Origin of the sequence: Shewanella sp. SR1, from assembly GCF_020447145.1 — a bacterium.
Taxonomy (GTDB): Bacteria; Pseudomonadota; Gammaproteobacteria; order Enterobacterales; family Shewanellaceae; genus Shewanella; species Shewanella baltica.
The window spans coordinates 68,577-88,241 of sequence record NZ_JAJAEF010000006.1 but is presented as its reverse complement, the minus strand read 5'-3'; the positions used below and the strand labels follow the sequence as shown (position 1 = coordinate 88,241).

Here is a 19,665-nt window from a genome sequence, read left to right as displayed (position 1 = left end):
TTAATGCGAATTAATACATATTAGAGCTTTACGGCCTACTGAATGATGCAAACAGATCAACGAATTTTACTTATCGGCCCCTCATCAGAGCGATTAAATCGCCTGTGTTGCATTTTTGATTTTTTAGGTGAGCAAATTGCACAAATTGACGCCGAAAAATTAAGTGCTAGCCTCCAAGATACTCGTTTTCGAGCTTTAGTTATCCTAACTGATGTTATGGATGCTGATGCACTTAAAAACATCGCGGGTCAACATCCATGGCAACCTATGCTGTTGCTTGGCAACGTTGACGATCTGCAAGTGTCTAACATTCTTGGAAACATTGAGGAACCTTTAACCTATCCTCAACTCACCGAATTATTACACTTCTGCCAAGTATTTGGCCAAGTTAAGCGCCCTCAAGTCCCCACAAGTGCAAATCAAACTAAGTTATTCCGAAGCTTGGTTGGGCGCAGTGATGGTATTGCCAATGTAAGACACTTGATTAATCAAGTGGCGACATCTGAGGCGACTGTACTAGTACTGGGCCAATCGGGTACAGGTAAAGAAGTGGTCGCTCGTAATATCCATTATTTGTCTGAGCGTCGTGATGGCCCTTTTATTCCTGTTAACTGTGGTGCTATACCGCCAGAGTTGTTAGAGAGTGAACTTTTTGGTCATGAGAAGGGATCATTTACTGGGGCAATTTGTTCTCGTAAGGGCCGTTTTGAATTGGCCGAAGGTGGCACGCTATTTCTCGATGAAATTGGTGATATGCCATTGCAGATGCAAGTTAAATTGCTTCGTGTACTGCAAGAACGGGTATTTGAGCGTGTTGGCGGCACTAAGACCATCAATGCCGATGTGCGCGTTGTAGCAGCGACACATAGAGATTTAGAAACCATGATCAGCGTGAATGAGTTCCGCGAGGATCTCTATTACCGCCTAAACGTATTCCCGATTGAAATGCCTGCGCTATGTGATCGCAAGGACGATGTGCCTTTGCTATTACAAGAGTTGGTGAGCCGAGTCTATAACGAAGGCCGTGGCAAGGTGCGTTTTACGCAGCGTGCGATAGAGTCGTTAAAAGAACATGCTTGGTCGGGTAACGTGCGTGAGCTGTCTAATTTAGTCGAACGCCTCACCATTTTATATCCGGGTGGACTGGTTGATGTGAACGACTTACCCGTTAAGTATCGCCATATTGATGTGCCCGAATATTGTGTAGAGATGAGCGAAGAGCAACAGGAACGTGATGCTTTGGCTTCTATCTTTAGTGATGAAGAGCCGGTTGAAATCCCTGAGACACGTTTCCCAAGTGAGCTACCGCCTGAAGGCGTTAACCTTAAGGATTTATTAGCAGAACTGGAAATCGACATGATACGTCAGGCGCTAGAGCTGCAAGATAACGTTGTTGCTCGCGCGGCTGAGATGCTCGGAATACGTCGTACAACGCTTGTAGAAAAAATGCGTAAGTACGGAATGACAAAAGATTAGTTTTCTATTTTATTGTTATATAAGTCTTTTTAACCTCTAAAGTTTAATTTCCAATTTGGCATAGATACTGCAGTCACTCCGTCATAAGCAATTTTTTGACGGAGTGACTATGTCAGCCAACCCACTAGCGCAAATTGAGTCATTCAAGCACACTAGCAAACAATGGAACCAACTGCGTGAGGCCGCGAATATGTCCAATCGAATGGAGCATATTTTACAGGCTATGCCATCCGGCGTGGTGATTATCAATGGCGACGGTATAGTCACGGATGCCAATCCGGTTGCAGTTGAATTACTAGAGCGCTCCTTGTGTGGCGTTCGCTGGATTGATGTAATCCACAGTGCCTTTGCGCCACAGGACGATGATGGTCACGAAGTGTCACTGCGTAATGGCCGCCGCGTTAAATTAGCCATTACGCCACTCACGCCAGAGCCTGGTCAATTAATTGTGTTAACTGATTTAACTGAAACTCGATTATTACAGAAAAATATCTCCCATCTACAACGCTTATCGGCCCTGGGTAAAATGGTCGCAACTTTGGCGCATCAAGTGCGCACGCCTTTATCCGCCGCTTTGCTATATGCCTCTAATCTTGCGAGTCCTAAGTTATCCGATGCCGCTAAAGCGAAATTCCAGCAAAAACTTGTTGATAGACTCAATGAACTCGAGCGGCAGGTTAACGACATGCTATTGATGGCGAAAGGCCGACAGGATGAACTCGGAGATTTGATTACGCTTGCTGAGGTTATCGACAATGTTTTGGCAAATTGTGAGCCAATAGCGGCAAAGCAATGCTGTGACTTGTCATTTGATGATACATCAAGCAGTTTAATGTTAGCTAATTCCAATGCGTTAAGCTCGGCGATTAATAATTTAGTCATGAACAGTATTGAAGCTGGCGCCACTGAGATTCGTATTCAGGCGAAAGAAGAGGGCGATCAGTTACTACTGAATGTCATCGACAATGGCAAAGGCCTAGATGCCAATATGCAGCAGAAGGTGCTTGAACCTTTCTTTACGACAAAATCGCAGGGAACTGGGCTCGGGTTAGCGGTTGTGCAATCTGTGGTGCGCAATCATGGAGGACAACTGCAATTAAGTTGCTTACCGAATAAAGGTTGTACTGTGTCTTTAGTCTTCCCTCGGGCTAAATCTGCGGTGATATTACCTTTGGAGATTACTCATGTCTGAAGCAAAGTTATTGCTCGTTGAAGATGATGCTTCATTGCGTGAAGCCTTGTTGGATACTTTAATGTTGGCTCAGTATGAGTGTGTTGATGTTGCCTCGGGTGAAGACGCTATTCTAGCCTTGAAACAACATCAATTTGATTTAGTCATTAGCGATGTGCAAATGCAAGGTATTGGTGGTTTAGGATTATTAAATTTCCTACAGCAACATCATCCTAAGTTGCCAGTGTTGCTGATGACAGCTTATGCCACGATTAGTAGTGCGGTGGATGCCATTAAATTGGGCGCTGTCGATTACTTAGCCAAACCTTTTGCGCCAGAAGTCTTGCTCAATCAAGTTTCCCGCTATTTGCCGTTAAAACAAAATGTGGATCAGCCAGTTGTTGCCGATGAGAAGAGTTTAGCTTTATTAGCACTTGCTCAGCGGGTTGCGGCTTCTGATGCATCGGTTATGATCTTAGGTCCAAGCGGCTCGGGTAAAGAAGTCTTAGCCCGTTATATTCATCAACACAGTGGCCGTGCGGATCAAGCTTTTGTGGCCATTAACTGTGCAGCCATTCCTGAGAATATGCTCGAAGCCACCCTTTTTGGTTATGAAAAAGGCGCATTTACTGGCGCCTATCAAGCGTGTCCGGGGAAATTTGAGCAGGCTCAAGGTGGCACTTTGCTGCTAGATGAAATCTCTGAGATGGATTTAGGCTTACAAGCTAAGTTATTGCGGGTATTACAAGAGCGTGAAGTTGAGCGTTTAGGCGGCCGTAAAACCATTAAGCTGGATGTACGCGTGCTTGCCACATCCAATCGTGACTTAAAAGCCGTGGTGGCGGCAGGTGGCTTTAGGGAAGATCTCTACTATCGAATCAACGTGTTCCCCTTAGCTTGGCCCGCATTAAGTCAACGTCCTGCGGATATTCTGCCCCTTGCGCGCCATTTACTGGTTAAGCATGCCAAGGCATTGAATGTCGCCGATGTGCCTGAGTTGGATGAAAATGCACGTCGACGTTTATTGAGTCATCGCTGGCCGGGGAACGTACGTGAACTCGATAATGTTATACAGCGGGCTTTGATATTAAGAGCCGGTCAAGTGATCACCGCCAATGACATTATTATCGATGCGCAGGATGTGATTTTAGGCGCTGATGACCTAGATCAATTTGTTGCCGAGCCAGACGGTTTAGGCGAAGAGCTTAAAGCGCAGGAGCATGTGATTATTTTAGAAACCCTTAATCAATGCCAAGGAAGCCGCAAACTGGTTGCTGAAAAACTGGGGATAAGCGCCCGAACCTTAAGATACAAGATGGCAAGAATGCGTGATATGGGCATTCAACTGCCAAATTAGTCTTTAAATTCAAGTGATAATCTTGTAGCCTCCACATGAGTGTGAGGCTGCATTTATTAAAATATACTACCGCAAAAGTGGCCTATTTTATCCAGAATCCTTAGTTTTAACTTCTTCTTATCCCGTCAATTTATTATCAATCACGACCATTTGAAAACTTGGCCGTTATTTTGCATTGTCCCGTTATAGGTATTTTGATCGTCAAGAACTCGACGACTGGGAGCTCAGCATGCAAATAGGCGCAAATTCATTCCTGCAAGAAATGCAGAAACTCCAAGGCGAAATTACGCCGTCTTTTGGCGTTCAGCCAAATATCATGCAGCAAGTTAATAACACCAGTGGTGCGGACTTCGGTCAGTTACTCTCGCAAGCCGTCGGCAATGTCAGCGGTTTACAGTCGACATCATCAAACCTCGCGACGCGCTTAGAAATGGGAGATACTACGGTCTCGTTGTCAGATACTGTTATCGCCCGTGAGAAAGCCAGCGTCGCCTTCGAGGCAACGGTACAAGTACGTAATAAGCTTGTCGAAGCCTATAAAGAAATAATGAGCATGCCTGTCTAGGCCAGTGAATAACCCAATTAGCAGGTACGAATCGTGAGCACAGAAATGATTGTCGGATCCAATTCCGACTTAGCTGACCAAGGTGTCCAGCAAGAACATAAGTCAGGAATGATGGGAAACCTTGGCGGTGTCGATATGATGCGTCAAGTAACTATGATTTTAGCCTTGGCGATTTGTTTGGCCTTAGCCGTATTTGTCATGCTGTGGGCACAGGAGCCTGAGTATCGTCCATTGGGTAAAATGGAAACTCAGGAAATGGTTCAAGTATTAGATGTGCTTGATAAAAATAAAGTTAAGTATCAAATCGATGTAGACGTGATTAAAGTCCCCGAAGATAAATATCAAGAAGTCAAAATGATGCTGAGCCGCGCAGGCGTCGATAGCCCTGCGGCCAGTCAAGATTTCTTGAATCAAGACAGCGGCTTTGGTGTCAGCCAACGTATGGAGCAAGCCCGTCTTAAGCACAGCCAAGAAGAAAACCTTGCCCGTGCAATTGAGCAACTACAAAGTGTTAGCCGCGCAAAAGTGATCCTCGCGTTACCTAAAGAAAACGTCTTTGCCCGCAATGCCTCAAAACCAAGTGCGACTGTGGTTATCAATACCCGTCGTGGCGGTTTAGGCCAAGGTGAAGTCGACGCTATCGTTGATATCGTTGCTTCTGCAGTACAAGGTTTAGAACCATCACGGGTGACTGTGACCGACTCTAACGGCCGTTTATTAAACTCAGGCAGCCAAGATGGCGCGTCTGCGACAGCCCGTCGCGAGCTTGAATTAGTACAGCAAAAAGAAGCCGAGTATCGCACTAAGATTGAATCGATTTTGGTACCAATCTTAGGTCCTGATAATTTCACCTCTCAAGTCGATGTCAGCATGGACTTTACTGCGGTCGAGCAAACCTCTAAGCGTTATAACCCAGATTTACCGTCTTTACGCAGCGAAATGACCGTTGAAAATAATACCACTGGCGGCTCTTCGGGTGGGATCCCTGGCGCGCTATCGAATCAACCGCCAATGGAATCGAACATTCCGCAAGATGCGACTAAAGCGACTGAGTCTGTCACCGCAGGTAATTCGCACCGTGAAGCGACCCGTAATTTTGAGTTAGATACTACGATTAGCCACACCCGTCAGCAAGTTGGCGCCGTTCGCCGCATTAGTGTGTCGGTTGCGGTGGACTTTAAACCCGGTGCAGCCGGAGAAAATGGTCAAGTGGCGCGTGTTGCCCGTACTGAACAAGAGCTGACCAATATCCGTCGTTTACTCGAAGGTGCCGTAGGTTTTAGCTCGCAACGGGGTGATGTGTTAGAAGTTGTAACGGTTCCCTTTATGGATCAATTGGTTGAAGACTTGCCAGCACTAGAACTGTGGGAACAACCTTGGTTCTGGCGTGCGATTAAGCTCGGTATTGGTGCACTAGTGATTCTGGTACTGATTTTAGCTGTGGTACGTCCTATGCTGAAACGCTTAATCTATCCTGACAGTGTGAATATGCCTGAGGATGGCAGATTAGGTAACGAATTGGCCGAAATTGAGGACCAGTACGCGGCAGATACGCTAGGGATGCTCAATACCCAAGAGGCGGAATACAGTTATGCCGATGATGGTTCAATTCATATCCCTAATTTGCACAAAGATGATGATATGATTAAAGCTATCCGTGCGCTCGTGGCGAATGAGCCTGAGCTCTCTACTCAAGTCGTGAAAAACTGGTTACAAGACAATGGCTGAGAATAAAACGAAAGAAGTGGCTGCAGCGGCCCCACCTGCCTTTAACATTAAGGATATTAGCGGTGTCGAAAAGACCGCGATCTTACTCCTCAGTTTGAGTGAGGCCGATGCTGCATCCATTTTAAAACACTTAGAGCCGAAGCAAGTGCAAAAAGTGGGTATGGCGATGGCGGCAATGGATGAGTTTGGTCAAGAAAAAGTCATCGGGGTACATAAGCTGTTTCTCGATGACATACAAAAGTATTCTTCTATTGGTTTCAACAGCGAAGAGTTCGTTCGTAAAGCCTTAACCGCCGCGCTGGGTGAAGATAAAGCGGGTAATCTGATTGAACAGATTATCATGGGCAGCGGTGCTAAAGGTTTGGATTCGTTGAAATGGATGGATGCACGCCAAGTAGCGACCATTATTCAAAACGAACATCCTCAGATCCAAACGATCGTGTTGTCCTATTTAGAACCCGATCAGGCGGCGGAAATTTTTGGTCAATTCCCTGAAAATACTCGCTTAGACTTGATGATGCGGATTGCGAATCTTGAAGAAGTACAGCCCGCTGCACTGCAAGAGCTGAACGACATCATGGAAAAACAGTTTGCTGGTCAAGGTGGCGCACAGGCCGCGAAAATGGGTGGCTTAAAAGCGGCTGCCAACATCATGAACTATTTAGATACGGGTATCGAAAGTCAGTTGATGGAAACCATGCGCGAGTCTGACGAAGAAATGGCGCAGCAAATCCAAGGCTTGATGTTCGTATTTGAAAACTTAATCGACGTTGATGACCGTGGTATTCAAGCCTTGTTGCGTGAAGTACAGCAAGATGTACTGATGAAGGCGCTCAAAGGCACTGATGATCAGCTGAAAGAAAAAATCTTGGGCAACATGTCAAAACGTGCCGCTGAATTGCTGCGTGACGATCTTGAGGCCATGGGCCCAATCCGTATCAGTGAAGTTGAAGTCGCCCAAAAAGAAATCCTGTCTATTGCCCGTCGCTTAAGCGACAGTGGCGAAATCATGTTAGGCGGCGGTGGTGGCGATGAGTTCCTCTAATCCGAGTGACAATAAACCGTCAAATAAGGTCTTGAGCGACGGAGATATTGAGTTTAGTCACTGGGCACTGCCAGATGTGACTGAAGCCGATGACGATTCTATCTCGAATTTGTTCGGCCATTCGAATCATCAAGCCGCTAAGCCTACGACAGTTGAGAGTGTTTCTCCGCCGACGATGGCCGAGATTGAAGACATTCGCGCCCAAGCTGAAGAAGAAGGGTTTGCCGAAGGTAAACAACAAGGTTACGAGCAAGGGCTAGAAAAAGGTCGCTTAGAAGGCTTAGAGCAAGGCCATACTGAAGGGCTCGCCCAAGGGCATGAGCAAGGATTAGAAACCGGTTTAGCTCAAGCCAAAGTTTTACTTTCGCGGTTTGAAGCCTTATTAACTCAATTTGAAAAGCCATTGCAATTACTCGATGGTGATATTGAGCTCTCCCTACTGAACTTGAGTATGACATTAGCTAAATCTGTCATAGGTCACGAATTAAAAACCCATCCAGAACAAGTACTTTCGGCATTACGCTTAGGCATAGAGTCGCTACCCATTAAGGAGCAAGCGGTGACTATTCGGCTGCATCCTGACGATGTGATCCTTGTCGAACAACTTTATTCCACCGCCCAACTGACCCGCAGTAAATGGGAGCTTGAAGTCGATCCGACGTTAAGTGCAGGCGATTGTATTCTGAGCAGTCATCGCTCTTTAGTGGATTTAACGCTTTCATCGCGTATTGATACCGTGTTTGAGTCATTACGAAATCAACATGCGCATTTGAGTGATAAACAGCATCAACTGCAAGAGACGATTGAAGCTGAAGATACTGCCAAACAAGTGGCTGTGGCGCTTGAGTCTGAGCTTGATAATCAAACGGCGGATGACCAAGCTGTCGATACGGTTAACCAAGACACTGAGGACATGCAATCTACCTCAAACACAGGTGAGCACTTAGATACCCAATCGGATGCCGGAACAGATGCAAAATCGCCAACACCAACTGCTGAATAGGCTGAATCATCATCAGGATAAAGTGCCGCCATTTCGTGCTGTGGCAAGTGGTCAGCTGGTTCGTGTTGTTGGCTTAACCTTAGAGGCGAGCGGTTGCCGCGCGCCTGTGGGCAGCTTATGTTCCATCGAAACCATGGCGGGCGAGTTAATTGCCGAAGTTGTCGGCTTTGATGGCGAACTCCTTTATTTAATGCCTATCGAAGAATTACGTGGGGTATTACCCGGTGCCCGGGTGGTTCCTTTAGGGGAACAAACTGGACTCAATGTCGGCTTGTCGTTGTTAGGACGCGTGCTCGATGGTAACGGCGTGCCTTTAGATGGTTTAGGTGCGTTGCAGACAGATCAACAAGCGCCAAGACATAGCGCTGCCATTAATCCCTTATCCCGCCGTGCTATTACCGAGCCGCTGGACGTTGGCGTTCGCGCCATTAATGCCATGCTGACTGTGGGTAAAGGCCAACGTATGGGCTTGTTTGCTGGTTCTGGTGTGGGTAAGAGTGTGCTCTTAGGCATGATGACCCGCGGTACCACTGCCGACATTATTGTGGTTGGGCTGGTGGGCGAGCGTGGCCGTGAAGTCAAAGAGTTTATTGAAGAGATTCTTGGGGATAAAGGTCGAGCGCGTTCTGTTGTTGTTGCCGCGCCTGCAGATACCTCGCCGCTGATGCGCCTTCGCGCCTGTGAAACCTCGACTCGTATTGCCGAATACTTTCGCGATTTGGGCTATAACGTCTTGTTATTAATGGATAGTTTGACGCGTTATGCCCAAGCTCAACGGGAAATAGCTTTGGCTGTGGGTGAGCCGCCTGCCACCAAAGGCTATCCGCCTTCAGTGTTTGCAAAGCTGCCGCGTTTAGTTGAGCGCGCCGGCAACGGTGGCCCAGGTCAAGGTTCAATTACGGCATTTTATACTGTGTTGACGGAAGGGGACGATCAACAGGATCCCATTGCCGATGCATCGCGGGCGATTCTTGATGGTCATATAGTCTTGTCACGTTCGCTTGCGGACTCTGGGCACTATCCTGCGATTGATATTGAAGCTTCTATTAGCCGAGTCGCGCCTATGGTGATCTCCAATGAACATTTGGAAGCGATGCGCCGCGTGAAACAAACTTATTCCTTGTATCAGCAAAATCGGGATTTGATTTCCATTGGTGCCTACGCACAAGGCAGCGATCCTCGAATCGATAATGCGATACGATTACAGCCGGCGATGAATGCTTTTTTACGCCAAACCATGCGTGATGCATTCAGTTTTGCCGATAGCCAAGTCATGCTCGGGCAACTTGCCGCACAGTGCAAATAATGGCGTCATCGAATTAATCGAGGTCTAGTATGGCTAACGCCGATCCCTTGTTGTTAGTGTTAAAGCTCGCCAATGATGCCGAAGAACAAGCGGCGTTATTGTTAAAGTCGGCGCAGTTAGAGTGTCAAAAACGGCTGAATCAACTCAGTGCACTCAATAACTATCGCTTAGAATACATGAAGCAAATGCAATCCCAGCAAGGCCAAGCCATTAGTGCCAGTCACTATCACCAGTTTCATCGCTTTATTCGTCAGATTGATGACGCTATTACTCAGCAAAATCGCGTTGTGGCCGACGGTGAAAAACAAAAAGAATATCGACAACAGCATTGGTTGGAAAAACAGAAAAAACGTAAGGCAGTGGAATTACTGTTAGCGAGTAAAGAGAAGAAGCGCCAAGTTGTTGAACAAAAAAGAGAGCAGAAAATGACCGATGAATTTGCTTCTCAGCAGTTTTATCGCCGTCATCAGCGTTAGTGTAATGGTGCGTTAAATGATCGGTATCTTTTCCATTAACTAACCTCTATGAGTTCAGTTTTCTGTTGCCGCTTATGGTGCAGAACATTTGTTCGACTTCTTTCCCTGAGTTTTATTCTTTTCAATATGCCGCATTAAAAACTGAAGTTTTGGCATCTTATTTGCTTTGATTTAGTCCATGACCCTGCAACCGCAGTGTTTAATTGACGTTTCTACCCAGCCATTTTCTTTTTCTGCTGGGTGATGTTTGGGAGCACTTATGCAACAAATGACCAATATCCTGTTGAGTAAAACAGGCAACTCTGCGGCCAATTCCGCTAAGACATCTTCCCAAGAGTCTAATAATGAAGACTTTTCATCTACACTTGCGTCTGTCTCCGCTAGCTCATTTTCTATTTCCGCGCCTAAAAAGGCTACAGCGAATACTGACGATAAAGTGCAGATCGCCTCTACTGATAAAGTAAAAGATAAAGACATATCAACGGATGACGCTGACGTAAATCTCATCTTCGCCCAGATCAGCATGGCAAATGACATGAAGAAAACGGTATCAGAGGGAGAGAGTTTGCCGCTAGTATTTTTAAATGCTGAAGATACCACTGACATAACGGGCGAAGAAAATGTTTATCAGGCATCAGATGCAATGATTGATGAAGTGGGTTTCTCTGCTGAATTACAAAAGCTAGTATCTACTGCATCAGATGCGCCAGTGGCTGTATCTGATAATGATGTTAAGCCAGCCCCTTTGACTGATAAGCCACTCGTTCAGATTCTTCCCATAGATCCAAATATAATTGCAGCGCCAGTGGATACCGATACTGTTATTGACCCCAATTTGATCGATGATGCTGCTGAATTACATATAGAAGACACAGAGCTTGTCGCTACAACTCATGTGGGCGTTAGCATAGATGAGCCTTTAGTCGAGAATGAAGCCACACTTAACGCTGTGGTTAATCAAGCTGGTTTTACGATTAGTTCAACGACAAAATCGACGATGAGCACTTCGCCAAAGTCATCAGCTAGTGCCGCGAGTGCTCCGATATTGGACAGTCTCAATAAAGGTAACGTTACGACCTCAGCAAATACCTTTGAACTTAATACTTTAGGTTCTGCTGTTTCTTCTGAATCATCGTCTACTCCGTCTGTAACAGAAAGTGATCTTGATGGGAGTCTTAATCCAGATCTGGCTGCTAACCTATTACTTAAAGATGCAAAATTGACCGTTGCGATGGATATTCCCCGAGATGAAAATTTTATTGATGATGGTAGTACCTTCTCAGATATTAAGTCTACATCATCAATCCATACACTCTCGATGTCACAAGTAAATCGCCAAGAAACAATGCAAGTTCAGCTATCATTACGCCAAGGTGTTGAGCAGCAGAACCAAATGCAAGAGATGATCCAACGGTTTTCACCCGTGATGAAGCAACAGTTGATCACTATGGTGAGTCAAGGTATTCAACATGCTGAAATTAGGCTTGATCCCCCTGAGCTTGGGCATATGCTGGTAAAAATCCAAGTGCATGGCGATCAAACCCAAGTACAGTTCCATGTCACTCAGACACAAACGCGTGATCTGGTTGAACAAGCTATGCCGAGATTGCGCGAGTTACTGCAAGAGCAAGGGATGCAATTGGCTGATAGTCATGTGTCTCAAGGTGGCCAAGGTGAACGTCGAGAGGGTGGTTTTGGTGATGGTGGCGGTTCAAATGGGGCTGATGTGGATGAAATCTCAGCAGAAGAGCTACATTTAGGTTTAAATCAAGCCACTAGTGTAAATTCAGGTATAGATTATTACGCTTAAGTAGGTAACCTATAGCAATGACTAACATAATGACGTTTCGGTAAACCAGAATCGTCATTTGTTCCGCCTAAATTAAAGAGAATAGTGATGGCTAAGGAAGAATCGTTAGAACTTGAAAGTACCGAAGAGCCTAAAAGTAAGAAAAAACTGTTTATTTTCGCTGGAGTAGGTGTTCTAGTCGCTCTTTTAATCGGTGGCGGCGTATGGTTTTTTATGGGGAGCAGCTCCGAGGAAGTACCAGTCGCTGCCGCTGATGGAACTGTTCAGGCTGAAGCCCCTGCCACTGGAGATTTAGCCACTGCTTCATATGTGCCTATGCCACGCCCTTTCTTATTCAACTTACCTGGGCCTGATAGAGCGCGTTTAGTTGAGATCAAAGTACAACTTATGGTGCGTGGTACAGACGATGATGTGCTGACACAAAAACACATCCCCCTGATTGAAGATGCGCTGTTAACGACCTTTAGCGGCGCTGATGTGCAAAAACTCAGTACGCAGGCTGGGAAAGATGAGTTACGTCAGTTAGCACTCTTGAGTGTGCAAAATACTTTGCAGTCGGTTACTGGCCGTAAAGTTGTCGAGAAAGTGCTGTTTACTGGTTTTGTGATGCAATAACCCTTTAATTTCAGCACCAAAAGAGGCGAAGGCAATATAGTGAGTGATTTATTAAGCCAAGACGAAATTGATGCGCTACTGCACGGGGTTGATGACGTCGATGATGATGAAATTGACGCTGTCGGAGAAGATGCTCGCTCTTACGACTTCTCTTCCCAAGATCGAATAGTTCGTGGGCGTATGCCGACGTTGGAAATCGTGAATGAGCGTTTTGCACGCCATTTGCGTATCAGCATGTTCAATATGATGCGCCGTGCTGCCGAAGTGTCGATTAACGGTGTACAGATGCTCAAGTTTGGCGAGTATGTACATACGCTATTCGTTCCTACTAGCTTGAATATGGTGCGTTTTAGTCCGCTCAAAGGTACTGCATTGATCACCATGGAAGCTCGATTGGTGTTCATCCTAGTGGATAACTTCTTTGGTGGTGATGGGCGTTTCCATGCCAAGATTGAAGGGCGTGAATTTACGCCAACAGAAAGACGTATTGTACAACTGTTGCTCAAAATAATTTTTGAAGATTATAAAGATGCTTGGGCACCTGTAATGGATGTGGAGTTTGATTATTTGGACTCTGAAGTCAATCCGGCCATGGCCAACATTGTCAGCCCTACCGAAGTTGTCGTGATTAACTCATTCCATATTGAAGTCGATGGCGGTGGCGGTGATTTCCATATCACTATGCCTTATTCCATGATTGAGCCTATTCGCGAGTTGCTCGATGCCGGTGTACAAAGTGATAAGCAAGATACTGACATGCGTTGGTCTCAGGCATTGCATGATGAAATCATGGATGTGAAGGTTGGGTTCGATGCCAATATTGTGGAACATGAGTTAACGCTCAAAGATGTGATGAATTTTAAAGCGGGCGATATTATTCCGATTGAGCTGCCGGAATATATTATGATGAAAATCGAGGATTTACCGACATATCGTTGTAAAATGGGCCGTTCTAGAGATAACCTAGCGCTTAAAATATATGAAAAGATCCCTCGGCCAGAGACAGTTAAATCCGAGCTACAATTAGTGACGCGCAAGGGTAAATCTCGCGATATATCAGAATTATAAGGTGAAGTAAGATGAGCACAGACGATACGGATGATTGGGCTGCAGCAATGGCAGAACAAGCCCTAGAGGAAGCTAACGCGATTGAACTCGATGAATTAGTTGATGATTCAAGACCTATCACTAAGGCAGAAGCGGCAAAATTAGATACTATTTTAGATATCCCCGTCACTATCTCTATGGAAGTGGGCCGTAGCTACATTAGTATTCGTAACCTGTTGCAGTTAAACCAAGGTTCTGTGGTTGAGCTAGACAGAGTTGCAGGTGAACCCTTAGATGTGATGGTTAACGGTACGCTGATTGCGCATGGTGAGGTTGTGGTAGTAAACGATAAATTCGGTATTCGTTTAACCGATGTGATCAGTCAAACCGAGCGAATTAAAAAGCTTAAATAATACGAGCTGTATAAGTAGTTGGAACTTTAAATGAGCACATCGGTAATACACAGTTTAGTGGCAGCGGTTCAAACGAGCGCCGATAGCCTCGGGGAAGGCGCAGCGAACATCACTCCAGTCGTTCCTACAGCTGCAAAAATGGCTGAACCTTCTCAAGTCGCAACCTTAGCGAGTATGTTAGGCGGTTTAATTCTGGTTTTACTCTTAATTTTTGCGTTAGCTTATCTACTGAGGCGGTTCAATTTAGTACCGACGACCAACGGTGTTCTAAAAACGATAGCCGTGACTTCCCTAGGACAAAAAGAGCGTTTAGTCTTGGTACAGGTGGGGGAACAGCAATATTTACTTGGAGTTAGCTCGCAGCAGGTGAGTTTGATTGATAAGTTAGCTGAACCTATCCATATAGAGTCTGATTCCTTTGCGAGTCGGCTACGTCAGGCGAAATTAAAACAATGACAACACGTATCCTCGCGTTAGTTGGCTTAGTTATTCTGTTATGCATGCCGTCGGCATGGGCTGCCGATGGTGTTTTGCCTGCGGTTACCGTAACAACAGGACCTGACGGTTCAACAGAATACTCGGTCACAATGCAGATTTTACTGTTGATGACATCGCTGAGTTTTTTACCTGCGATGCTCATTATGTTGACTTCTTTCACGCGGATCATCATCGTTCTGTCAATATTACGTCAAGCCATTGGGTTACAACAGACGCCGTCTAATCAAGTCTTAATTGGTATGAGTTTATTCATGACCTTCTTTATTATGGCGCCAGTGTTTGACCGGATTTATGACGAAGGGGTTAAGCCTTACATAGAAGAGCAGTTAACCTTGCAGCAAGCGTTTGAAAAAGGCAAAGAGCCACTCAAAGGTTTTATGTTGGGGCAAGTCAGGACCACTGACTTAAAAACTTTTATCGAAATTTCAGGCTATAAGAACATTAAGTCGCCCGAAGAAGCTCCGATGAGTGTGCTGATCCCCGCCTTTATTACCAGCGAGTTGAAAACAGCTTTTCAAATTGGCTTTATGTTGTTTGTGCCATTTTTAGTGTTAGATCTTGTGGTGGCCAGTATCTTAATGGCCATGGGTATGATGATGTTATCCCCTATGATAGTGTCGCTACCGTTTAAGATCATGCTGTTTGTGCTCGTCGATGGTTGGAGCTTAGTCATTGGGACATTAGCGAATAGTTTCGGGTAGCCAAGGGAGAGTCCGCACATGAGTCCAGAGGCGCTAATTGATATTTTTCGTGAGGCTCTATCCGTTATTGTCATGATGGTGTCTGCCATTGTACTACCTGGGCTAGGTATCGGTTTGATTGTTGCTGTGTTTCAAGCCGCGACTTCGATCAACGAACAGACATTAAGCTTTCTTCCGCGATTATTAGTGACACTTTTCGGTTTGATGTTCATGGGACATTGGTTAGTAGAAACCCTAATGGACTTTTTTGTCGAGATGGTTAATCGCATCCCGCAAGTAATAGGCTAACCCAATGGAGCTTCTGCTCGATACCTTAATGCAGACCATTGCCGCTTATATGTGGCCGCTGTTTCGTGTCACCAGTATGCTGATGGTAATGGTGGTATTTGGGGCGGCAACAACACCGAGCCGCGTACGCTTATTATTGGCTATGGCGATTACCTTTGCTATAGCACCAGTGCTTCCTCCCGTTCAAAATGCCGATTTATTTTCACTCAGCGCAGTATTTATCACAGCGCAGCAAATCATTATTGGTGTTGCCATGGGGTTTGTGACTCAAATGGTGATGCAAGTTTTTGTATTAACCGGACAGATTATTGGTATGCAAACCAGTCTCGGTTTTGCCTCTATGGTGGATCCCGGTTCTGGTCAGCAAACTCCGGTTATTGGTAACTTTTTCCTATTGTTGGCGACATTGATCTTCTTAGCTGTAGATGGCCATCTGTTGATGATCCGTATGCTGGTGGCGAGCTTTGAGACCCTACCCATTTCTAATCAAGGATTAACACTCACTAGCTACCGTGCTCTAGCAGATTGGGGTTCGTATATGTTTGGTGCGGCATTAACTATGTCGATATCCGCGATTATCGCCCTGTTGTTAGTCAATTTGTCCTTCGGGGTGATGACCCGCGCCGCGCCGCAGTTAAACATTTTCTCTATAGGTTTTCCGATCACTATGATTGGCGGGCTGTTTATTCTTTGGTTAACCTTAACACCTGTCATGGAGCATTTTGATGAAGTGTGGGCCGCGGCTCAAGTGCTGCTTTGCGATATGTTAGCGCTTCAATGTAACGCAGATGGCTTGATATGACGGTATTAGGAGCAGCCCATGGCTGAAGAATCAAGCGGTGAACGCAGTGAGGAACCCACAGGGAGGCGTCTAGAACAGGCGCGGGAAAAAGGGCAGATTGCGCGTTCGAAAGAACTTGGTACAGCAGCAGTATTAATTTCGGCAGCATGTGGTTTTTATATGCTCGGTCCGAGTCTTGCCACGAGTTTAACTCGGGTGTTTGAGACGGTTTTTACCATGGACAGGGCGCAAATCTTTGATACTGAAGAAATGTTCAATGTCTGGGGCGTTGTTGCGAGCGAAATCGCCTGGCCCATGGCAAAAATTATGCTGTTGATCGTAGTCGTTGCTTTTATTGGTAACGTTGCCTTAGGTGGGATGAATTTCTCGACCCAAGCTATGATGCCTAAGGCCAGTAAAATGGGCCCTGCAGCAGGTCTAAAGCGCATGTTTGGCGTGCAAGCAGTAGTTGAGCTGACAAAGGGGATTGCCAAGTTTTCTGTGGTGGCATTTTCTGCATATTTGCTACTGAGCTTTTATTTTAATGAAATTCTGTTGTTGTCTAGCGACCATCTTCCTGGCAATGTTTACCATGCATTAGATTTGCTCGTGTGGATGTTTATCCTGTTATGCTGCTCTATTTTGTTAATTGTCGTCATCGATGTGCCATTTCAACTTTGGAATCACAACAAACAACTTAAGATGACCAAACAAGAAGTTAAAGATGAGTATAAAGATACTGAAGGGAAGCCTGAAGTCAAAGGGCGAGTACGGCAGATGCAACGCGAGTTGGCTCAGCGTCGAATGATGGCCGAAGTACCCAATGCCGATGTCATCGTCGTTAACCCTGAGCATTTTGCTGTAGCGATTAAATATGACGTGCAGCGTTCAGTCGCGCCTTTTGTTGTTGCCAAAGGTGTCGATGATGTCGCATTTAAAATTCGTGAGATAGCAAGGGCCCATAACGTGACAATCGTCTCAGCCCCGCCATTAGCAAGAGCTATATACCATACGACTAAGTTAGATCAACAAATTCCTGAAGGATTGTTTACCGCAGTGGCGCAGATTTTGGCCTATGTATTCCAGTTGCGCCAGTACCAAAAAGGCCGAGGTCGCAAGCCTATTCCAATCCCACTTAATCAACCCATTCCCGATGAGTTAAAATATTAAGATCTAAGCTAAAAATTCTTTGAAGTCGTGATATTATTGTGCGCCAATACGCTATTGGCGTACTTTTTGCTTTCATGCTGTCATACGTCAAAGTTTAGGTAAATATGAATGGATGTTAGAGCGACCTTAGGTCAAGTAAAACAAATGCGCTTGAGCACGTTTAAAGGTATAGGCACTCCTATACTCGTACTCGCAGCATTGGCCATGATAGTTTTACCTATCCCTCCATTCTTACTAGACATACTTTTTTCATTCAACATAGCCTTAGCGCTCATCGTATTATTAGTCGCAATTTATACTGATAGACCGTTGGATTTTGCCGCTTTCCCAAGTGTTCTGCTAGTGGCGACGTTATTACGCCTTGCGCTAAACGTCGCTTCTACTCGTGTAGTGTTACTCGAGGGGCATAATGGTGGTGATGCGGCTGGTAAGGTCATTGAAGCCTTCGGTTCTGTGGTGATTGGCGGTAACTATGCCGTTGGTTTAGTTGTCTTTATCATTTTGATTATCATCAACTTTGCTGTGGTTACTAAAGGTGCCGGTCGTATAGCAGAAGTGAGCGCCCGCTTTACCTTGGACGCTATGCCTGGTAAGCAAATGGCTATTGATGCCGACTTAAATGCCGGAACTTTGAATCAAGATCAAGCAAGATTACGTCGCGCCGAAGTGACCCGTGAAGCTGATTTTTATGGCGCGATGGATGGTGCTTCAAAATTCGTAAAAGGTGATGCAATTGCGGGTATCATGATTTTAGTGATTAACATCTTAGGTGGTTTCATCATAGGTATTGTTCAACATGGCTTAAGTTTCTCTGAAGCGGTTGAAATTTATACCTTGCTGACCATTGGTGATGGTCTGGTGGCGCAGATCCCAGGTTTGTTGTTGTCAATCGCTGCTGCCTTGATGGTGACCCGTCAAAATGAATCGGGCGACATGGGCCAAATGATGATGAGTCAGATGTTTGACAGTCATAAATCATTGGGTATCGCCGCTGGAGTGTTGTTTGTCATGGGTATTGTCCCTGGCATGCCGCATATGGCGTTCTTAAGCTTCGCCTTTATTACTGCGGGTGCTGCCTATTTTGTCTATAAGCGTAATGAATCAAAACGCATTAAAGCCTTAGAACTTGTTAAATCAGGCCCTGTAGAGAGACAAGATAAAGAGCCTAAAGAACTGGGGTGGGACGATGTCCATCATGTTGATACTATTGGGCTTGAGGTTGGATATCGCTTGATCCCACTGGTCGATAAGGGCCAAGGTGGCGAGTTATTAAGCCGTATCAAAGGAGTCCGTAAAAAGTTATCGCAAGAGTTGGGCTTCTTAGTGCCAGCGGTGCATATTCGGGATAACTTAGATTTGTCACCTAATGCCTATCGCATTTCACTAATGGGCGTAGTCGTTGGTGAGGCGGATATACGTCACGACTGCGAATTGGCGATTAATCCTGGCCAAGTCTATGGCAAGCTCGATGGTATCGAAACGCGCGATCCAGCTTTTGGTCTTGAAGCAGTATGGATTGCCCCTGAATTACGTGAGCATGCCCAAACATTAGGGTATACGGTTGTCGATGCAGCTACGGTTGTGGCAACCCATATTAGTCAATTGCTGACCAATAATGCTGCTAAGTTGTTAGGATACGAAGAAGTGCAACAACTGATGGATATGCTTGCGAAACACTCGCCTAAGCTGGTGGATGGCTTTATTCCTGATGTAATGCCACTAGGACATGTCGTAAAAGTGATGCAGAACCTATTAAATGAAGGGGTTTCAGTCAGAGACTTGCGTACTATAGTGCAAACTTTGTTAGAATACGGCACTAAGAGTAATGACACTGAAGTCTTGACCGCTGCAGTGCGTATCGCGTTGAAACGTATGATCGTTCAGGAAATCTCAGGCCCAGAGCTCGAAATCCCCGTCATAACTTTGGCGCCAGAGTTGGAACAGATGTTGCATCAGTCAATGCAAGCAACCGGTGGTGATGGTCCTAACATTGAACCCGGTCTTGCAGAACGCATGCAGCAGTCCCTTGCCGATGCGGCTCAGAAGCAAGAAATGGTCGGACAACCCGCCATATTGTTGACGTCAGGTATGTTACGCGCGACGCTGTCACGCTTTGTTAAACATACTATTCCTAATCTCAGAGTCATTTCATATCAAGAAATACCTGATGAGAAGCAAATACGTATCGTATCTGCAGTCGGCCAGTAGAGGACGC

The 19,665-nt window shown here is 45.6% G+C and carries 19 protein-coding genes; all 19 read left to right on the top strand.

Going from position 1 to position 19,665, the window contains the following annotated elements:
• Positions 1–42 precede the first annotated feature (42 nt).
• The 19 genes from KV201_RS07335 to flhA all read left to right on the top strand — a co-directional run bounded on the left by KV201_RS07335 (position 43) and on the right by flhA (position 19,658).
• Positions 43–1,476, top strand: a complete 1,434-nt coding sequence (locus tag KV201_RS07335; RefSeq protein ID WP_006082410.1) for a sigma-54 dependent transcriptional regulator — start codon at positions 43–45, stop codon at positions 1,474–1,476.
• Between the two features lie 109 nt (positions 1,477–1,585).
• The gene (locus tag KV201_RS07330) at positions 1,586–2,668 is read left to right on the top strand and encodes a PAS domain-containing sensor histidine kinase (RefSeq protein WP_220777217.1); all 1,083 of its coding nucleotides are present in this window, start codon (positions 1,586–1,588) and stop codon (positions 2,666–2,668) included.
• Positions 2,661–4,004 (top strand): sigma-54 dependent transcriptional regulator, encoded by a 1,344-nt coding sequence (locus tag KV201_RS07325; protein ID WP_226058943.1) that lies wholly within the window; start codon positions 2,661–2,663, stop codon positions 4,002–4,004. The genes KV201_RS07330 and KV201_RS07325 overlap by 8 nt, the downstream gene beginning before the upstream one ends.
• A 229-nt stretch (positions 4,005–4,233) precedes the next feature.
• The gene (gene fliE, locus KV201_RS07320; RefSeq protein WP_011847306.1) at positions 4,234–4,569 is read left to right on the top strand and encodes a flagellar hook-basal body complex protein FliE; all 336 of its coding nucleotides are present in this window, start codon (positions 4,234–4,236) and stop codon (positions 4,567–4,569) included.
• A gap of 45 nt (positions 4,570–4,614) precedes the next feature.
• Positions 4,615–6,297, top strand: coding sequence for a flagellar basal-body MS-ring/collar protein FliF (fliF, locus tag KV201_RS07315; RefSeq protein WP_006085615.1), 1,683 nt, complete (start codon positions 4,615–4,617; stop codon positions 6,295–6,297).
• Positions 6,290–7,342: a flagellar motor switch protein FliG gene (gene fliG, locus KV201_RS07310; RefSeq protein ID WP_226058942.1), complete on the top strand. Its 1,053-nt coding sequence runs from the start codon at positions 6,290–6,292 to the stop codon at positions 7,340–7,342. The genes fliF and fliG overlap by 8 nt, the downstream gene beginning before the upstream one ends.
• Positions 7,329–8,345, top strand: coding sequence for a flagellar assembly protein FliH (gene fliH, locus KV201_RS07305; RefSeq protein ID WP_115336099.1), 1,017 nt, complete (start codon positions 7,329–7,331; stop codon positions 8,343–8,345). Before fliG ends, fliH begins: the two co-directional genes overlap by 14 nt.
• The gene (fliI, locus tag KV201_RS07300; RefSeq protein WP_012089703.1) at positions 8,314–9,651 is read left to right on the top strand and encodes a flagellar protein export ATPase FliI; all 1,338 of its coding nucleotides are present in this window, start codon (positions 8,314–8,316) and stop codon (positions 9,649–9,651) included. The genes fliH and fliI overlap by 32 nt, the downstream gene beginning before the upstream one ends.
• Before the next feature lie 29 nt (positions 9,652–9,680).
• Positions 9,681–10,127 carry a flagellar export protein FliJ gene (fliJ, locus tag KV201_RS07295; protein WP_006082402.1) on the top strand — a complete coding sequence of 149 codons (447 nt, stop codon included), beginning with the start codon at positions 9,681–9,683 and terminating at the stop codon, positions 10,125–10,127.
• Between the two features lie 259 nt (positions 10,128–10,386).
• Positions 10,387–11,937, top strand: a complete 1,551-nt coding sequence (locus tag KV201_RS07290; RefSeq protein WP_226058941.1) for a flagellar hook-length control protein FliK — start codon at positions 10,387–10,389, stop codon at positions 11,935–11,937.
• Between the two features lie 87 nt (positions 11,938–12,024).
• Complete coding sequence (gene fliL / locus KV201_RS07285) at positions 12,025–12,552, top strand: flagellar basal body-associated protein FliL (protein ID WP_011847301.1); 528 nt, start codon at positions 12,025–12,027, stop codon at positions 12,550–12,552.
• A 39-nt stretch (positions 12,553–12,591) separates the two neighbouring features.
• Entirely contained in the window at positions 12,592–13,620 is a 1,029-nt protein-coding gene (gene fliM, locus KV201_RS07280) for a flagellar motor switch protein FliM (protein WP_006082398.1), read from the top strand.
• An 11-nt stretch (positions 13,621–13,631) separates the two neighbouring features.
• Positions 13,632–14,012 (top strand): flagellar motor switch protein FliN, encoded by a 381-nt coding sequence (gene fliN / locus KV201_RS07275; RefSeq protein WP_006082397.1) that lies wholly within the window; start codon positions 13,632–13,634, stop codon positions 14,010–14,012.
• Between the two features lie 30 nt (positions 14,013–14,042).
• Entirely contained in the window at positions 14,043–14,468 is a 426-nt protein-coding gene (fliO, locus tag KV201_RS07270; RefSeq protein WP_011847300.1) for a flagellar biosynthetic protein FliO, read from the top strand.
• The gene (gene fliP, locus KV201_RS07265; RefSeq protein WP_226058940.1) at positions 14,465–15,211 is read left to right on the top strand and encodes a flagellar type III secretion system pore protein FliP; all 747 of its coding nucleotides are present in this window, start codon (positions 14,465–14,467) and stop codon (positions 15,209–15,211) included. The genes fliO and fliP overlap by 4 nt, the downstream gene beginning before the upstream one ends.
• 18 nt (positions 15,212–15,229) lie before the next feature.
• Entirely contained in the window at positions 15,230–15,499 is a 270-nt protein-coding gene (fliQ, locus tag KV201_RS07260) for a flagellar biosynthesis protein FliQ (protein WP_107404155.1), read from the top strand.
• 4 nt (positions 15,500–15,503) lie between these two features.
• Positions 15,504–16,301 (top strand): flagellar biosynthetic protein FliR, encoded by a 798-nt coding sequence (gene fliR, locus KV201_RS07255; RefSeq protein ID WP_107404156.1) that lies wholly within the window; start codon positions 15,504–15,506, stop codon positions 16,299–16,301.
• A gap of 18 nt (positions 16,302–16,319) precedes the next feature.
• On the top strand, positions 16,320–17,450 hold the full coding sequence (gene flhB, locus KV201_RS07250) for a flagellar biosynthesis protein FlhB (protein ID WP_226058939.1): 1,131 nt from the start codon (positions 16,320–16,322) through the stop codon (positions 17,448–17,450).
• Between the two features lie 108 nt (positions 17,451–17,558).
• Positions 17,559–19,658: a flagellar biosynthesis protein FlhA gene (gene flhA / locus KV201_RS07245; protein ID WP_226058938.1), complete on the top strand. Its 2,100-nt coding sequence runs from the start codon at positions 17,559–17,561 to the stop codon at positions 19,656–19,658.
• Positions 19,659–19,665 lie beyond the last annotated feature (7 nt).

Coding starts and splice junctions, on each gene's coding strand:
- KV201_RS07335 (WP_006082410.1), top strand. CDS start 43: ATGATGCAAACAGATCAACGAATTTTACTTATCGGCCCCTCATCAGAG.
- KV201_RS07330 (WP_220777217.1), top strand. CDS start 1,586: ATGTCAGCCAACCCACTAGCGCAAATTGAGTCATTCAAGCACACTAGC.
- KV201_RS07325 (WP_226058943.1), top strand. CDS start 2,661: ATGTCTGAAGCAAAGTTATTGCTCGTTGAAGATGATGCTTCATTGCGT.
- fliE (WP_011847306.1), top strand. CDS start 4,234: ATGCAAATAGGCGCAAATTCATTCCTGCAAGAAATGCAGAAACTCCAA.
- fliF (WP_006085615.1), top strand. CDS start 4,615: ATGATTGTCGGATCCAATTCCGACTTAGCTGACCAAGGTGTCCAGCAA.
- fliG (WP_226058942.1), top strand. CDS start 6,290: ATGGCTGAGAATAAAACGAAAGAAGTGGCTGCAGCGGCCCCACCTGCC.
- fliH (WP_115336099.1), top strand. CDS start 7,329: ATGAGTTCCTCTAATCCGAGTGACAATAAACCGTCAAATAAGGTCTTG.
- fliI (WP_012089703.1), top strand. CDS start 8,314: ATGCAAAATCGCCAACACCAACTGCTGAATAGGCTGAATCATCATCAG.
- fliJ (WP_006082402.1), top strand. CDS start 9,681: ATGGCTAACGCCGATCCCTTGTTGTTAGTGTTAAAGCTCGCCAATGAT.
- KV201_RS07290 (WP_226058941.1), top strand. CDS start 10,387: ATGCAACAAATGACCAATATCCTGTTGAGTAAAACAGGCAACTCTGCG.
- fliL (WP_011847301.1), top strand. CDS start 12,025: ATGGCTAAGGAAGAATCGTTAGAACTTGAAAGTACCGAAGAGCCTAAA.
- fliN (WP_006082397.1), top strand. CDS start 13,632: ATGAGCACAGACGATACGGATGATTGGGCTGCAGCAATGGCAGAACAA.
- fliO (WP_011847300.1), top strand. CDS start 14,043: ATGAGCACATCGGTAATACACAGTTTAGTGGCAGCGGTTCAAACGAGC.
- fliP (WP_226058940.1), top strand. CDS start 14,465: ATGACAACACGTATCCTCGCGTTAGTTGGCTTAGTTATTCTGTTATGC.
- fliQ (WP_107404155.1), top strand. CDS start 15,230: ATGAGTCCAGAGGCGCTAATTGATATTTTTCGTGAGGCTCTATCCGTT.
- fliR (WP_107404156.1), top strand. CDS start 15,504: ATGGAGCTTCTGCTCGATACCTTAATGCAGACCATTGCCGCTTATATG.
- flhB (WP_226058939.1), top strand. CDS start 16,320: ATGGCTGAAGAATCAAGCGGTGAACGCAGTGAGGAACCCACAGGGAGG.
- flhA (WP_226058938.1), top strand. CDS start 17,559: ATGGATGTTAGAGCGACCTTAGGTCAAGTAAAACAAATGCGCTTGAGC.